Annotated in this window: 13 protein-coding genes; 8 read left to right on the forward strand and 5 right to left on the reverse strand. The window is 52.8% G+C overall.

Translation table 11 applies throughout. The features are described 5' to 3' along the window. Positions 1-6 precede the first annotated feature (6 nt). A complete protein-coding gene (smvA, locus tag NA624_RS02695) occupies positions 7-1,494 on the reverse strand; it encodes a methyl viologen efflux MFS transporter SmvA (RefSeq protein WP_000489731.1) in 1,488 nt (495 codons plus the stop codon). Positions 1,495-1,611: 117 nt separating this feature from the next. Here smvA and NA624_RS02700 point away from each other — a divergent pair, with 117 nt between their 5' ends. The 7 genes from NA624_RS02700 to NA624_RS02730 all read left to right on the forward strand — a co-directional run bounded on the left by NA624_RS02700 (position 1,612) and on the right by NA624_RS02730 (position 11,538). Next, positions 1,612-2,190, forward strand: coding sequence for a TetR family transcriptional regulator (locus tag NA624_RS02700; RefSeq protein WP_000121049.1), 579 nt, complete (start codon positions 1,612-1,614; stop codon positions 2,188-2,190). Positions 2,191-2,404: 214 nt separating this feature from the next. Then, complete coding sequence (locus NA624_RS02705; protein ID WP_000198265.1) at positions 2,405-3,793, forward strand: NarK family nitrate/nitrite MFS transporter; 1,389 nt, start codon at positions 2,405-2,407, stop codon at positions 3,791-3,793. Positions 3,794-3,884: 91 nt separating this feature from the next. Beyond that, the gene (locus NA624_RS02710; protein WP_000040414.1) at positions 3,885-7,625 is read left to right on the forward strand and encodes a nitrate reductase subunit alpha; all 3,741 of its coding nucleotides are present in this window, start codon (positions 3,885-3,887) and stop codon (positions 7,623-7,625) included. After that, positions 7,622-9,166, forward strand: coding sequence for a nitrate reductase subunit beta (gene narH, locus NA624_RS02715; RefSeq protein WP_000702595.1), 1,545 nt, complete (start codon positions 7,622-7,624; stop codon positions 9,164-9,166). The genes NA624_RS02710 and narH overlap by 4 nt, the downstream gene beginning before the upstream one ends. Further along, entirely contained in the window at positions 9,166-9,861 is a 696-nt protein-coding gene (gene narW / locus NA624_RS02720) for a nitrate reductase molybdenum cofactor assembly chaperone (protein ID WP_001197700.1), read from the forward strand. Before narH ends, narW begins: the two co-directional genes overlap by 1 nt. Then, positions 9,858-10,538 (forward strand): respiratory nitrate reductase subunit gamma, encoded by a 681-nt coding sequence (gene narI / locus NA624_RS02725; RefSeq protein WP_000617110.1) that lies wholly within the window; start codon positions 9,858-9,860, stop codon positions 10,536-10,538. The genes narW and narI overlap by 4 nt, the downstream gene beginning before the upstream one ends. Before the next feature lie 106 nt (positions 10,539-10,644). Continuing rightward, positions 10,645-11,538 (forward strand): PhzF family isomerase, encoded by an 894-nt coding sequence (locus NA624_RS02730; RefSeq protein ID WP_000804309.1) that lies wholly within the window; start codon positions 10,645-10,647, stop codon positions 11,536-11,538. Between the two features lie 35 nt (positions 11,539-11,573). On the opposite strand, the gene nhoA is transcribed toward NA624_RS02730, so the two are convergent. Together nhoA and NA624_RS02740 are read right to left on the reverse strand one after the other, a co-directional pair. Further along, positions 11,574-12,419, reverse strand: coding sequence for an N-hydroxyarylamine O-acetyltransferase (gene nhoA / locus NA624_RS02735; protein ID WP_000200324.1), 846 nt, complete (start codon positions 12,417-12,419; stop codon positions 11,574-11,576). Between the two features lie 282 nt (positions 12,420-12,701). After that, a complete protein-coding gene (locus tag NA624_RS02740) occupies positions 12,702-13,334 on the reverse strand; it encodes a hypothetical protein (protein ID WP_001120853.1) in 633 nt (210 codons plus the stop codon). 512 nt (positions 13,335-13,846) lie between these two features. Here NA624_RS02740 and ansP point away from each other — a divergent pair. Beyond that, positions 13,847-15,340 carry an L-asparagine permease gene (ansP, locus tag NA624_RS02745; RefSeq protein ID WP_000857115.1) on the forward strand — a complete coding sequence of 498 codons (1,494 nt, stop codon included), beginning with the start codon at positions 13,847-13,849 and terminating at the stop codon, positions 15,338-15,340. Between the two features lie 76 nt (positions 15,341-15,416). Here the strand turns inward: ansP and NA624_RS02750 are convergent, their stop codons facing one another. Continuing rightward, positions 15,417-15,638, reverse strand: coding sequence for a YgdI/YgdR family lipoprotein (locus tag NA624_RS02750; RefSeq protein WP_000732362.1), 222 nt, complete (start codon positions 15,636-15,638; stop codon positions 15,417-15,419). A 144-nt stretch (positions 15,639-15,782) separates the two neighbouring features. Beyond that, positions 15,783-16,844, reverse strand: a complete 1,062-nt coding sequence (locus NA624_RS02755) for a YncE family protein (RefSeq protein WP_000550636.1) — start codon at positions 16,842-16,844, stop codon at positions 15,783-15,785. Positions 16,845-17,044: the final 200 nt, after the last annotated feature.

Raw genomic sequence — 17,044 nt, forward strand, 5'->3', positions numbered from 1 at the left:
GTTATGTTATCGGCGTTGGGCTTTTGCCAGGCTGAACCACATCCCTACCGCCAGCAAAAGAAGCATACTCCCGGCGCTGCTTAACGCCACGCTATGCGACCAGATAAAGGCATGTCTGGCGGCGTCCAGTATTGCCTGCCCCTGCGTGGGCGGTAGGCTATTCGCCAACTGCACGGCTTCTCCCATTGAAGATGACGCTCTGGCAATCTCTTGCGCCTCAAGCCCGGCAGGCAGACGGATAGACGCGGAGAAGCTACGGCTTAACAATAGACCGAAAATGGCAATGCCCAGTCCCGCGCCCAGTTCATAAGCCATCGTTTCTATCGCGCCGGCCGCCGCCGCTTTTTCTGCCGGCGCAGCGGCCATAATTGCCGACGTGGAAGCCAGCAATGCGCTGGCGGCGCTAAATCCCAGCAGCGCCATCAGCCCCCAGGCCTGCCATTGTTGGGTGCTGAAATCCGTCATCGCCAGGCCATAAAAACTCAGCGCGCTTAACGCCATGCCGCCCGTCGCGACCAGCCGTAGTCCCAGACGCGAGACCAGCACGCCCGCAATCGGCCCGCTGAATCCACTGGCGACCATCACCGGCAGCATAAATACCCCGGCCTCATAAGGCGATAGCCCGTGAACAAACTGCAGCTCTTGCGCCATCAGCAGCTCAAAACCCACCAGAGTGATCATCGCGGTCATCGCCATCACGACGCCGCTCAGGATAATGCGATGGGTAAATAGTCGCATATCAATCATCGGACGCGATGTCGCAAGCTGTGTGCGGATAAAGAGTCCCAGGAGCAGCGCGCCGGTAAGCAGGGTAAACGAGATGACCCACAGCGACAGATGCCCTTTCAGCGCGGTTTTAGCGCTATAGACCAACAGCAAAATGGCAATAATCAGCATCACCGCATGGCCAAGATTGAGCGGTTGATCGCGACGGCCCGCCTGGCGAGGAACATAGCGGGCGGTTAAGCCCATGACGACCAGCACAATCGGCACGTTGATCAGGAAAACCGATCCCCAGTAAAAATGCTCTAATAATATGCCGCCGATGAGCGGCCCAAACGCCGCTCCGCCCGAACCTACCGCTGCCCAGACGCCCAGCGCCATGTTGCGATGCTTCTCTTCACAAAAGGTGGCGCGTATCCCGGCCAGCGTCGCCGGTACAATCATCGCCGCGCCAATAGCCAGTAATACCCTGGTGGCAATAAGCCAACTGGCGGTATGCGAAAACGCTGCCGCCAGTGACGCCAGGCCAAAGAGCGTCCCGCCCAGCATCAGCAGGCGTTTAAAACCGATACGATCGCCAAGCGCGCCCATCGGCAACACCATGCCAGCCATAACCAAAGAATAAATATCAATGATCCACAGCAGCTCGTTGCCGCTGGCCCCCAGTGTCATACTCAGTGTCGGGGCGGCGACATGCAAGACCGTGGCATCAATGGCGACAGGAATATAGACCAGCACAATAATGACTAACGTTAACCACTGACGAAACATAACTCTCCCTTCAAAAACTCAAATTTGGACGCTTGTCCAGCTTCAGGATCCTACGGTAAGTTGAACGAATGTCCAGCTTTTTGTTACACTGCGCGCATTGGCTAATGTGGGGAAAATATGAGTTACCTTAACCGGGATGAACGCCGCGAAGTGATCCTGCAAGCGGCGATGCGCGTGGCGCTGGCAGAGGGGTTTACCGCCATGACGGTGCGACGAATCGCATCAGAAGCCGATGTCGCCGCCGGCCAGGTGCATCACCACTTCAGCTCGGCGGGCGAGCTCAAAGCGCTGGCCTTTGTCCATTTGATCCGCACCCTGCTTGATGCCGGGCAAGTTCCGCCGCCCGCCACCTGGCGTGCACGGCTTCACGCTATGTTGGGTAGCGAAGACGGCGGCTTTGAGCCTTACATAAAATTGTGGCGAGAGGCGCAAATTCTGGCCGACCGGGATCCGCACATCAGAGATGCTTATCTACTTACGATGCAGATGTGGCATGAGGAAACGGTCACAATTATTGAGCAGGGCAAACAGGCAGGAGAATTTACGTTTACTGCTAACGCCACGGATATCGCCTGGCGGCTTATCGCACTGGTGTGCGGGCTGGACGGTATGTATGTGCTGGGTATTCCGGAAATGGCCGATCCCGCGTTTAAATACCATCTGGATCGGATGATTACGCTTGAACTCTTTGCGTAAAGTTACAAATAATTTAATAAAAATAACTTTTAATTTACAAATAGTAACAATTAAGAAACATCATATCTCCTCTTCGCGCCGCGCTGGCCTGGTTTTTTATCTATTCTTTCACTCAATATTCTAAAAAAACTTCAATAAGTTCTCAAAAGAGCGCGTGACGCTCTGTCTCTTTTTTGTGTTTTTTCTCAAATGATATGCGCATGTGAGGGGTAAAATGACACGACAAAACGAGAATTATAACCGTTATCTCTTGAGTGACTGGCGACCCGAAAATCCAGCCTTCTGGGAGAATAAAGGGAAAAGCATCGCCAGGAGAAACTTATGGATTTCAGTAAGTTGTTTGCTCCTGGCATTTTGCGTCTGGATGTTGTTTAGCGCTGTTGCCGTCAACCTCAATAAAATTGGATTTAATTTTACCACCGACCAACTCTTTTTATTAACCGCATTACCTTCTCTTTCCGGCGCAATATTACGCGTTCCCTACTCCTTTATGGTGCCACTGTTTGGTGGGCGTAAATGGACCGTATTAAGTACCGTAATATTGATTATTCCCTGCGCCTGGCTGGGATTCGCCGTGCAAAATCCTGCCACCCCTTTCGGGGTATTTATGCTCATAGCTCTGTTGTGCGGTTTTGCGGGGGCAAACTTCGCGTCCAGTATGGGCAACATCAGCTTTTTCTTTCCAAAAGCCAGACAAGGTAGCGCGTTGGGTATTAACGGCGGCCTGGGAAATCTTGGCGTCAGTGTGATGCAGTTGCTTGCGCCGCTGGTTATTTTTCTGCCGATATTTACTTTTTTAGGCGTCCGGGGCGTGCCGCAACCTGATGGCTCCCTGCTCGCCCTCACTAACGCCGCCTGGATCTGGGTGCCGTTACTGGCTGTCGCGACGCTTGCCGCCTGGTTTGGTATGAACGATATCGGCAGTTCAAAAGCGTCTGTCGCCTCGCAATTGCCGGTGCTAAAACGTCTGCACCTGTGGCTGCTTAGCCTGCTGTACCTGGCGACATTCGGGTCATTCATCGGCTTTTCCGCAGGTTTCGCCATGCTCGCCAAAACGCAATTTCCCGACGTAAATATTCTGCAACTGGCGTTCTTTGGCCCCTTTATCGGCGCGCTGGCGCGTTCGGCAGGCGGCGTGATCTCCGATAAATTCGGCGGCGTTCGCGTAACGCTCATTAATTTTATCTTTATGGCGCTGTTTACCGCCCTGCTATTCCTCACGCTGCCAGGATCCGGCGCAGGCAGCTTTAGCGCGTTCTATCTTGTTTTTATGGGCCTGTTTTTGACAGCGGGTCTCGGCAGCGGTTCTACCTTCCAGATGATTGCGGTGATCTTCCGTCAGATCACGCTCTACAACGTCAAACTGCGCGGCGGGAGCGATGAGCAGGCGAAGCGCGAAGCGGTGACGGATACCGCCGCCGCACTCGGTTTTATCTCCGCTATTGGCGCTGTGGGCGGCTTCTTTATTCCAAAAGCGTTTGGCACCTCTTTGGCCTTGACCGGCTCGCCGGTGGGCGCCATGAAAATCTTTTTGCTGTTTTACATCGCTTGCGTCCTGCTGACCTGGCTGGTCTACGGGCGTCGTAAGCCTAAACAACAATAACAACATACGCACCTGTAGGACGGCCATCCGGCAATGGTTTAACGCCAAATCGACAGGATGGCGGAAAATTTATCGAAGCAGGAGAAATGTCATGAGTAAACTGTTGGATCGCTTTCGTTACTTTAAACAAAAAGGCGATACCTTTGCCGACGGCCATGGTCAGGTGATGTATACCAACCGCGACTGGGAAGACAGTTATCGCCAGCGCTGGCAGTTTGATAAGATCGTGCGCTCAACCCACGGCGTCAACTGCACGGGCTCCTGTAGCTGGAAAATTTATGTCAAAAACGGTCTGGTGACGTGGGAAACTCAGCAAACCGACTACCCGCGCACGCGTCCCGATTTGCCGAACCATGAACCGCGCGGCTGCCCGCGCGGCGCCAGCTACTCCTGGTATCTCTATAGCGCCAATCGTCTGAAATACCCTCTGGTGCGTAAGCGGCTGATAGAACTGTGGCGCGAGGCCCTTTCCCGGCACAGCGATCCGGTACTGGCATGGGAATCGATAATGAACGACCCGCAGAAATGCCAAAGTTACAAACAGGTGCGCGGACATGGCGGCTTTATTCGTTCGAACTGGAAAGAGCTGAATCAGCTCATTGCCGCCGCTAACGTCTGGACAATCAAAACCTATGGCCCGGATCGTGTGGCGGGGTTTTCACCTATTCCAGCAATGTCGATGGTTTCTTACGCCGCCGGAACACGTTATCTGTCATTGCTTGGCGGTACTTGTCTGAGTTTCTATGACTGGTATTGCGATCTTCCGCCCGCGTCTCCAATGACCTGGGGCGAGCAGACTGACGTGCCGGAGTCCGCCGACTGGTATAACTCAGCCTACATTATTGCCTGGGGCTCTAACGTGCCGCAGACGCGTACCCCGGACGCCCACTTCTTTACCGAAGTGCGCTACAAAGGCACCAAGACAATCGCCATCACCCCGGACTATTCCGAAGTCGCTAAACTGTGCGATCAGTGGCTGGCGCCAAAGCAAGGTACCGACAGCGCGCTGGCGATGGCCATGGGTCACGTCATTTTAAAAGAGTTTCATCTCGATAATCCCAGCGACTATTTTCTTAACTATTGCCGCCGTTATACCGATATGCCAATGCTGGTCCTGTTGGATGAGCGCGCAGACGGCAGTTATGTACCGGGGCGTATGATGCGCGCGTCGGATCTGGTGGATGGACTGGGAGAAGCCAATAATCCGGAATGGAAAACCGTCGCGCTCAACAGTACGGGCGAACTGGTCGCGCCCAACGGTTCTATCGGTTTTCGCTGGGGCGAAAAGGGAAAATGGAACCTGGAACCGGTGGCGGCGGGCGTCGAAACTGAACTGTCGCTCTCTTTACTTGGTCAGCATGATGACGTGGCGGGTGTCGCTTTCCCCTATTTTGGCGGCAACGAAAACCCACATTTTCGCAGCGTACGGCAGGAACCGGTGCTGGTACGTCAGTTACCGGTGAAACGCCTGGCTCTGGCGGACGGTCGCGAGCGGATGGTCGTCAGCGTTTACGATCTGGTGCTGGCTAATTATGGGCTGGATCGTGGTCTGGATGACTGCCATAGCGCCAATAATTATAACGACGTAAAAGCCTACACGCCGGCCTGGGGCGAACAGATTACCGGCGTGCCGCGTCGACATATCGAAACTATTGCGCGTGAATTTGCCGAGACCGCCCATAAAACTCATGGTCGTTCGATGATCATCCTCGGCGCGGGAGTGAATCACTGGTATCACATGGATATGAATTACCGTGGGATGATTAACATGCTGGTGTTCTGTGGCTGTGTTGGACAAACCGGCGGCGGCTGGGCGCACTATGTCGGCCAGGAGAAGCTGCGGCCGCAAACCGGCTGGCTGCCGCTGGCCTTCGCGCTGGACTGGAATCGCCCGCCGCGTCAGATGAACAGTACCTCGTTTTTCTACAACCATGCCAGCCAGTGGCGCTATGAAAAACTGACTGCGCAAGAGTTGCTGTCGCCGTTGGCCGATCCGGCTAAATTTTCCGGACACCTGATCGATTTCAACGTGCGCGCGGAACGTATGGGCTGGCTACCCTCGGCGCCGCAGCTTAATCTTAACCCGCTCAGCGTGAAAGCGAGCGCCGATAAAGCCGGGCTGTCTGCGGCGGATTATACCGTGCAGGCGTTGAAATCAGGCGCTATCCGTTTTGCCTGCGAACAGCCTGACAGTGGTCATAATCACCCGCGAAATTTATTTGTCTGGCGCTCTAACCTGCTCGGCTCCTCCGGGAAAGGTCATGAGTACATGCTCAAATATCTGCTGGGCACCGACAGCGGTATCCAGGGCGAAGCGCTGGGTTCCAGCGAAGGAATTAAGCCTGAAGAGGTGGAATGGCAGTCCGCCGCGATTGAGGGCAAGCTCGATCTGTTGGTCACGCTTGATTTCCGTATGTCCAGTACCTGTCTGTTTTCCGATATCGTCTTGCCGACCGCCACCTGGTATGAAAAAGACGATATGAATACCTCGGATATGCATCCGTTTATCCACCCCCTTTCCGCCGCGGTCGATCCTGCCTGGGAATCCAAAAGCGACTGGGAGATCTACAAAGGTATAGCCAGCGTCTTTTCTGAGGTGTGTGTCGGACATCTCGGACAGGAAACCGATGTGGTGTTACACCCGCTCCAGCATGATTCCCCGGCGGAACTGGCGCAGCCATTTGATATTCTCGACTGGCGTAAAGGCGAGTGCGAACTTATTCCGGGCAAAACCGCCCCCAATATCGTCGTGGTTGAACGCGATTATCCGGCCACCTATGAACGTTTTACCTCGCTGGGTCCCCTGCTGGATAAATTAGGCAACGGCGGTAAGGGGATTGCCTGGAATACGCAAGATGAAGTCGATTTCCTCGGTAAGCTCAATTACACCAAACACGATGGCCCGGCGAAAGGACGTCCGCGCATCGACACCGCGCTGGATGCCTCGGAAGTGATTCTTGCCTTAGCGCCGGAAACTAACGGCCAGGTGGCGGTGAAAGCCTGGCAGGCGCTGGGCGAGATGACCGGGCGCGAGCACACCCATCTGGCCATCAATAAAGAAGATGAGAAAATTCGCTTTCGTGATATCCAGGCGCAACCACGCAAAATTATCTCCAGCCCGACCTGGTCAGGACTGGAAAGCGAGCATGTCTCTTATAACGCCGGATATACCAACGTACATGAACTGATCCCGTGGCGCACGTTGTCGGGGCGGCAACAACTCTATCAGGATCATGCGTGGATGCGCGCTTTTGGCGAAAGCCTGGTGGCATATCGTCCGCCGATTGATACCCGCAGCGTCAGCGAAATGCGAGAAATTCCGCCCAACGGTTTCCCGGAAAAAGCGCTTAACTTCCTGACGCCGCACCAGAAATGGGGAATTCACTCCACCTACAGCGAAAACCTGCTGATGCTGACCTTGTCGCGCGGCGGGCCGATTGTCTGGATTAGCGAAGCCGATGCCCGTGAATTGGGTATTGAAGATAACGACTGGATTGAAGCCTTCAACGCTAATGGCGCTCTTACCGCTCGTGCGGTGGTCAGCCAGCGCGTTCCGCCGGGTATGACCATGATGTACCACGCCCAGGAGCGGATTATGAACATTCCGGGTTCGGAAGTGACCGGGATGCGCGGCGGGATCCATAACTCCGTGACCCGGGTCTGTCCAAAACCGACGCATATGATCGGCGGCTATGCGCAACTGGCTTACGGCTTCAACTATTACGGAACCGTGGGTTCGAATCGCGATGAATTCATCATGATCAGGAAGATGAAAAACATTAACTGGCTGGATGATGAGGGCCGGGATCAGGTACAGGAGGCGAAAAAATGAAAATACGCTCACAGGTTGGGATGGTACTGAATCTCGATAAATGTATTGGCTGTCACACCTGCTCCGTCACCTGTAAAAACGTCTGGACCGGACGTGAAGGGATGGAATACGCATGGTTCAATAACGTCGAAACTAAACCGGGCATCGGCTATCCCAAAAACTGGGAAGACCAGCAGGAGTGGCAAGGCGGTTGGGTTCGTGATGTTAATGGCAAGATAAGGCCCCGTCTGGGCGGCAAAATGGGGGTAATTAGCAAAATTTTCGCCAACCCGGTGATTCCGCAAATCGATGATTACTATGAACCCTTTACCTTCGATTATCAGCATTTACATAATGCGCCGGAGAGTAAGCATCAGCCCACTGCCCGCCCTCGTTCACTGATTGACGGAAAACGGATGGACAAGGTGATCTGGGGGCCAAACTGGGAAGAGCTGCTCGGCGGCGAGTTTGAAAAACGCGCCCGCGACCGTAACTTCGACAACATACAAAAGGAGATGTACGGTCAGTTCGAAAACACCTTCATGATGTACCTGCCGCGCCTGTGCGAACACTGCCTCAACCCCAGTTGTGTCGCCACCTGCCCAAGTGGCGCTATTTATAAGCGTGAAGAAGACGGCATCGTGCTAATCGACCAGGATAAATGCCGGGGCTGGCGTTTGTGTATCAGCGGCTGCCCGTACAAAAAAATCTACTTTAACTGGAAGAGCGGCAAGTCTGAGAAGTGCATATTTTGCTATCCACGTATTGAATCCGGCCAGCCGACCGTTTGTTCGGAAACCTGCGTCGGGCGCATTCGTTATCTTGGCGTTCTGCTCTACGACGCCGACAGGATTGAAGAAGCGGCCAGTACCGAACACGAGACAGATTTGTATGAACGTCAGTGCGATGTGTTTCTCAATCCGCACGATCCGGCGGTCATCGAAGAGGCGCTTAAACAGGGCATCCCGCAAAACGTCATCGACGCCGCCCAACGGTCGCCGGTGTACAAAATGGCGATGGACTGGAAGCTGGCGCTTCCGCTGCACCCGGAATACCGTACCCTGCCGATGGTCTGGTACGTACCGCCGCTGTCGCCCATCCAGTCATACGCCGACGCGGGCGGGTTGCCGCACAATGGCAATATTCTGCCGGCGGTGGAGACGCTGCGTATTCCAGTCCAGTACCTGGCCAATATGCTCAGCGCGGGCGATACCGGTCCGGTCATTCGGGCTCTAAAGCGGATGATGGCGATGCGCCACTACATGCGCTCGCAGACGGTTGAAGGCGTGACGGATACCCGCGCGATTGACGAAGTGGGTCTGAGCGTACAACAGGTTGAAGAGATGTATCGCTACCTGGCGATTGCCAATTATGAAGATCGTTTTGTCATTCCCACCAGTCACCGGGAAATGGCGCGCGATGCCTTTCCGGAGCGCAACGGCTGCGGCTTTACTTTTGGCGACGGTTGCCACGGGTCGGATACCAAATTCAACCTGTTCAACAGTAGCCGTATTGATGCCATCAATATCACCGAAGTGCGTGATAAAGCGGAGGGGGAGTAATGCAAGTCCTCAAAGCGATTGGCCTGTTGATGGAGTATCCGGACGACGAGTTGTGGGAATATCGGGATGAAGCGCTTGCCCTTATCCAACACGATGCGCCAATGCTGGCCGACTTCACTCGCGAGCTGCTTTATGCGCCGTTACTGGATAAACAAGCAGAATGGTGCGAAGTGTTTGACCGCGGGCGCGCCACTTCATTGCTGTTATTCGAGCATGTTCATGCGGAGTCCCGCGATCGCGGCCAGGCGATGGTCGATTTGTTAAGCCAGTATGAAACCGTGGGCCTGCAGCTCAACTGCCGCGAACTACCGGATCACCTGCCGCTCTATCTGGAGTACTTAAGCGTGTTGCCGGAAGCGGAAGCTCTCGAGGGATTACAGAATATTGCCCCTATTCTGGCGCTGCTGGGCGGTCGTCTGAAACAGCGAGGAGCGCCGTGGTATCAACTGTTTGACGCCCTGCTGACGCTGGCGGGCAGTACGCTTACAAGTGACAGTGTCACAAAGCAAATTGTTCAGGAATCGCGGGATGATACCCGTCAGGCACTGGATGCCGTCTGGGAAGAAGAGCAGGTGAAGTTTATCGAAGATAACGCCACGACCTGTGACAGTTCACCGTTACACCATTATCAACGACGCTTTAGCCAGGACGCGGCGCCGCAGTACGTCGACGTCAGCGCGGGAGGCCCGAAATGATACAGTACCTGAACGTCTTTTTTTACGACATCTACCCCTATATTTGCGCCACGGTATTCTTCCTCGGCAGTTGGCTGCGCTATGACTACGGACAATATACCTGGCGCGCGTCGTCCAGCCAGATGCTGGATAAGCGTGGGATGGTGATATGGTCGAATCTGTTCCATATTGGCATTCTGGGGATCTTTTTTGGCCATCTGTTCGGGATGCTGACGCCACACTGGATGTATGCCTGGTTCCTGCCGATTGTGGTAAAACAACAAATGGCGATGATCCTCGGCGGCGTGTGCGGCGTATTAACGTTGATCGGCGGCGCGGGATTACTGTGGCGTCGTCTGACCAATCAGCGTGTGCGGGCGACATCCACTACACCAGATATTATCATCATGAGCATTTTGCTGATTCAGTGCCTGCTTGGCCTGAGCACCATTCCGTTTTCGGCGCAATATCCGGATGGCAGCGAAATGATGAAGTTGGTGGGCTGGGCGCAAAGTATTGTCACCTTCCGCGGCGGGTCTTCGGAAATGCTGAGCGGTGTGGCGTTTGTTTTCCGCGTTCATCTGGTGCTGGGAATGACTATTTTCCTGCTCTTCCCGTTCACCCGTCTGGTTCATGTCTGGAGCGCGCCGTTTGAGTATTTCACCCGTCGCTACCAGATTGTTCGTACCCGCCGCTAATTCTCTTTGCCCGGGGCGTACGCTTACCGGGCAAAGAAAAACGCCTGGGCGTCGTCATTCGGCAACGCGCAGGCTATGATGATTCTTCAGCCAAAGGAGAACATCAATGAAACCGCAGATTTACCATGTTGACGTCTTCACCAGCGAACCCTTTCGCGGCAACTCTGCTGGCGTTGTCTTACATGCGGATACGCTAAGCGACGCGCAGATGCAGCTGATTGCCCGTGAGCTTCGTCACTCGGAAACCGCCTTTTTGCTAAAAAGCGAAGAGAGTGATGTGCGCATACGCTATTTTACACCGACAGTAGAAGTCCCCATCTGTGGTCATGCCACCGTGGCCGCGCATTATGTTCGGGCAACGGTACTGGGATTGGGAAACACCACCGTCTGGCAAACCTCGTTAGCGGGCCCTCATCGTGTTGAAATTCATGCCGAACACAATGACTATCGCATCACGCTGGAACAAGGTCAGCCCTCTTTTGAACCACCGCTAGTCGGAGAAATTCGGGCTGCCATCATCACCGCGCTGAACCTGACTGAAGATGATATCGTGCCGGGAGCGCCAATTCAGGTGGCTTCAACAGGACATGCAAAAGTGATGATCCTGCTCAAACCAGACGTTGATATTGATGCCCTTTCTCCGAATCTGGCAGCCCTGACGGCAATCAGCCAGCAAATTGGCTGTAACGGCTTTTTTCCTTTCCAGATTCGTCCGGGAAAAAACGAAACCGATGGGCGAATGTTTTCCCCGGCGATAGGGATTGTTGAAGATCCGGTAACGGGAAACGCCAATGGCCCGATGGGAGCATGGCTCGTCCATCATGGCCTGATGGCGCATGACGGTAAAACGCTGCAGATTCAAGACCATCAGGGGCGCGCTTTAGGCAAAGAGGGTACTGTTGATGTTACCGTCACCATTCGCGATAACCAGCCGGAAAACGTCACCATCTCCGGCCAGGCGGTCATTCTGTTTCATGCCGAATGGGCCATTACTTTTTAATCTTTGTCTGGCCCGCAAATCCTCACGGCAAAAAATTATTTTCCCGCCTCCGGATGGGTATCAAATGCAGCCATTACCGCGGCCAGCTCCGCCTCGGTAAAACCGTGCTTTACATCATTTACGCCGAGACCAAACTGCTGCTGAAGTAACTGATACAACGACGGTACATCCGGTATATTGACCTGTTCAACGGCATGTCCCTGGTGGTAACGCGTGAAGTGGAAATTCGTTAATGTCAGCTTGCCGCCATCAGGCAAATGGCGGCACATCAACAAATGATGACGAAAATGGGATTGCGGCCAGTGAGCCGACCAGAAATTGCCCATCACATGATCGCTCTGCTGCTGCACCCCCAGATCAAAACAGTACATCGACTGCCAGTGCTCATGGTGGCGGAATTGTAAAATCCATGTGCTCCCCTCCTGCATCAGGCGGTATTCGCCATGCGGCGTTTGCTGGGCAATTTCAGCCTTCAGACGAAGCGGCGCGGTTAGCGTTTGGCCGCCAAACCCCACGTCAGCGATCCACTGCTCATCCTCAACATCAACCAGCAGCAAACGGTGCGTGCGCGGCGGTAAACTGGCGGGATGAGACAGAATGACCCGCCCCAATAAGCTTCGGACGTTAAAACCGATGTCGCGTAACGCACGTTCAAACAGGCCATTCAGTTCAAAACAGTATCCACCGCGTCGGGCATAAAGCAGTTTCTCCTCTAATGCCGTCTCATCGAGCTGTATTTCACGAGGCAGTAGCACATCCAGATTTTCAAAAGGAATCGCGCAGTTGTGCGCTAAGTGAAGCGTTCTGAGCGCTTCAACCGTAGGAACCCCCAACGGCTGACAATGTAATCGCGTAAAATAAGCATGTAAAAAAGAGGTCATCTGAGGCTTCCATTAACATTAATGCTTGCGTTCGGCACACAGGCTGAGGCGGATATCGCTGCGCAACAGGATACCCTATCCGTGGAATAGCGTTGGATACTTTTGAAAAAAATAAGACAGGCCGGCTACAGCGCCGGAGGTACGTGGGATTTTGGCCTACAAACGGAAATCGGTTCTGAGAATCTCTTTGCGACACGCCGCCAAAATAGCGGCGTGTTAAAATTTTTAACGCCAGCTCAGCGAGTCTGATTTCTAACAAAACTGGCTAAACATAAACGCTTTTTAATAATTGTCCAAATAGTTATGGTAACGATCTTTTATGTCGGCCGCCCGTTGCGCTTTCGCCTCCGGCATGTCGCTGGCCCGATCGGTATAATATTTTAAACTCGGAATGGCGCCTAATGCCTGAGGTAAGGCATTATATGCTGCTATTCGCTCTCTGACGGTTTTATATTTTTCATCAATATCATAATTATAGTACGCTGGCGCTTCTAAAAAGCCCTCTTCCAGTCTCATACAGATATCTTCAAAGGACCCCTTAACCTCAACGGTATGTTCGCCATCCGATATCCTGACGATTGGCTCACGTCCAGCCATCAGCGAGAGTTGTTCGAATGTTAACCTCCGACCATCAGAAAGGTCGACATCTATAGTATACAGCCCATCACACACAGCATCAGCAAGGTGATTATGGATATTCCCTGCATTGGCACAGAACTCCTCAACTTTAGGCGTAACATTGCAACAATGTTCAATTACTCTTGTAAATCCGTAGGCCAGTCCTGCGGTAAGCACCCACAAGATGCCTTTCATGATTTTTGTTGATAATTTATTTTCATAATCTCCTGCAGCAACATGAGGTAGCTTATTTCCTGATAAAGCTCTGGCATAGGTAGAAACTGATGTATGTGGCATATCCTGCTCCTTCAAATTTTGCTCAATAGCTTTATATGTCCTACTCCTCTCTCATTATGACGATATGTCAATCAACAAAATTGCTCAAAGGCATATATTTTCAGGAGAAAATGAGAATAACAGGCGCAACGGCCTTATCTTATGCTGCTGCAATATCGTCAGGTAGTTTACCGTTCGAGGTTATATCTATGACCATAAATCCCACAAGTGATTAGCGCTGGTTAATTATTGCGCAACGCAAGCACTGCGGATTTGTGCTGGCGTCTTATCTGGCTGAATCGTGACCACACCGCACCACATCTGACCACACAAATAAACTCGACATTCTCATTTTGTTCTTTCCGTATGTTTTGCGTCATTTAACAATTGCAGGTAGGATGCTCCGCCGGCGGTTTTATCCCTGTCACAGAATCAGGGAAAAGCGGCATTCGCCATTGCAGGCAATCGATTGGTGAGCGCCCGTCGCGGCATAAGGAATTTTTCTGTCAGGACAGGCTATAACAGGTAACGTAATGAAAACACAGACTACGCACGCCGCAGAACAACATGCGGCGAAACGACGCTGGCTGAACGCCCATGAAGAGGGGTATCACAAAGCGATGGGGAATCGTCAGGTTCAGATGATTGCTATCGGCGGCGCGATTGGCACCGGTTTATTTTTAGGTGCAGGCGCCCGATTGCAAATGGCCGGACCGGCACTGGCGCTGGTCTATCTGATATGCGGCATTTTTTCTTTTTTCATTTTACGCGCGCTGGGCGAACTGGTATTGCATCGCCCTTCCAGCGGGAGTTTCGTCTCCTACGCCCGTGAATTTTTGGGTGAAAAAGCGGCCTACGTCGCAGGCTGGATGTACTTTATTAACTGGGCGATGACCGGGATCGTCGATATCACCGCAGTGGCGTTATATATGCACTACTGGGGCGCATTTGGCGACGTTCCGCAATGGGTGTTCGCGCTCGGTGCGTTAACCATTGTCGGTACCATGAACATGATCGGCGTAAAATGGTTTGCCGAAATGGAGTTCTGGTTCGCGCTGATAAAAGTACTCGCCATTGTTATCTTCCTGGTGGTAGGCACGATTTTTCTCGGTACCGGTCAACCGCTTGAGGGTAATGCCACCGGTTTTCACCTGATTACAGATAATGGCGGCTTTTTCCCGCACGGCCTGTTGCCCGCGCTGGTACTGATTCAGGGCGTAGTGTTCGCCTTTGCGTCGATTGAACTGGTCGGTACCGCCGCTGGGGAGTGCAAAGATCCACAGACGATGGTGCCAAAAGCCATCAATAGCGTGATCTGGCGTATTGGTCTTTTCTATGTAGGATCGGTCGTATTGCTGGTTTTGCTGCTGCCGTGGAACGCCTATCAGGCGGGGCAAAGTCCGTTTGTCACCTTCTTTTCTAAACTTGGCGTGCCTTATATCGGCAGTATTATGAATATCGTGGTGTTAACCGCCGCGCTTTCCAGCCTGAACTCCGGGCTTTACTGTACGGGGAGAATTTTACGTTCAATGTCGATGGGGGTTTCCGCGCCGAAATTCATGGCGAAAATGAGCCGTCAGCATGTGCCCTATGCGGGTATTCTGGCGACTCTGGTGGTTTACGTGGTCGGCGTATTCCTGAATTACCTGGTCCCCTCCCGCGTGTTTGAGATCGTTCTTAATTTTGCCTCGCTCGGCATTATCGCGTCGTGGGCGTTTATCATGGTGTGCCAGATGCGTTTACGCCAGGCGATAAAAGAAGGCAAAGCCGCAGACGTCAGTTTTAAACTGCCCGGCGCGCCTTTTACCTCCTGGCTAACGCTGCTGTTTTTACTAAGCGTGCTGGTACTCATGGCGTTTGACTACCCGAATGGAACTTACACTATCGCCTCGTTGCCGCTGATCGCCATTCTGCTGGTTGCCGGCTGGTTTGGCGTGCGACGTCGCGTGGCGGAGATCCATCGAACTGCGCCAGTAACGGCGGATTCGACAGAGAATGTCGTATTGAAAGAAGAAGCAGCGACATAACATTCCCCTTCCCCGGCAGCCCCAGGCCTGCCGGGTTTAATGCGCGTTGCCGCCAACACCGCATCGCGCCCAATGCTTAGTCAGCCTTAATCAACTGCGCCACATCATTGCTGTTAATTTCCCGCTGGTTGCCTTCCTGATCGGTATAACTGGTCATCCCCGTCTCTTTATCTAACTGCGGCTTACCCTGAGTTACGATCGTTTGCCCATTCTTCGTCGTCATCACATAGTTGGTTGTGCAACCCGCAAGCATAAAAAACATCATGCCCAAACCTGAGCATATAAATAACTTTTTCATATTTTCCTCGTGAATATAATGAGTTAACTACAGCAAAAAGGCAGTGTAATTCTCACAGAATCATCAGGCTATCGGCGGGGTGTAACGAGGCGTATCGGTGCGTTTAAAGAGATGACTGGAGGGGTTTCCCCCTCCATACCCTATTTACAAAGCAATGCGAATAACATCATCCGGCTGCGTCGCTTCCTGTTCACGTGTCGATTTCTGCTTCACGCTGACGTAGAGCGTTTTACCATCTGCCGATAGCGCCAGACTATTCGGGTACGTCGGCGTATCGAACGTTTTAACAACGTTATAGGTCTTCGCATCGATCACGCTGACCTGCCCTGCCTGACGATGTGTCACATACGCCTCGTTACGTGTCGGGTTAAACAGGACGGCCAAAGAAGCAGGCGCCGCGATTTTGGCAAGAATATTGCCATTACGGGTATCGACAACCAGAACCTCAGTCGCCTTCGAGTCGGTGATAAACGCGCGATGACCTGCGGTATCGAGACTCAGGTTAATAAAGAAGTGTTCTTTACCGTCATCCAGCAACTTCTTACGACTGAGAATTTTATTGCTGGCGGTATCGATGGTGATAAATTCACCATCCGCATTGGTGGTGTACAGGCGTTGCGCTTTACTGTCGAGCGCCAGACCCGTACTCATTTTGCCGGTATTTTCGATCGTCGTTTTCAGTTTGATGGTTTCGCCATCCACTACCCAAATAGCACTCTCTTTACCAACACCGCTAATGTAGATCGTGTTGGTCGCCGCATCGGCAACCAGCTCACGGGGCTGTAACGGACGAACCTCTTCAGTACGTTTGCGCGCATCAAGTACCAGACGACCTTTTACATCACCCGTTTTGGCATCAATCGCGGTAACAGCGCTGTTAATGGTATTGCCAAACCACAGCGTTTGGGTCGCGGCATTGATGGTGGCGCCGAACGGCTTGAGATCGTTATGAATCGCTTGCGTGATTTCCAGCGTCACCGGGTCGAGACGATAAACTACGCCGCCTTTATCCAGTTTACGGCTTTGCGATGTAGCCAGCCAGAGCGCGTTTTCTTGCTGACTCCAGGCCATCTCATAAGCGCCTTTGCCTACCGCTTTACGCAGCATGTCTTCCGCCGCCAGCGTGCTAAATGAGGATGCGACGAGGAGCGAACCTAACAATAAAGAACCACGCAGGCGCGGCGAAAAAAGATGACGTAAGTGCATGACGACTCCCTTTGATAAAAACGTGTATAGCTGCTTCACACTACTTCGCTGCGCGGGATCTTCGTTCCGCACTTATTATAAGTTGAGAATAATAATCATTATTTATCAAAAAGTGGAGCTTTTCCTCGCCTGCGAATGTCATGGCTCTTAAATACCGCACATTTTCTTAACTTAATGTGCGATTAAAATTTCAAAACTTT

The sequence above is a fragment of the Salmonella sp. NW38 genome (genome assembly GCF_051807745.1).
Classification (GTDB): Bacteria; Pseudomonadota; Gammaproteobacteria; order Enterobacterales; family Enterobacteriaceae; genus Salmonella; species Salmonella enterica.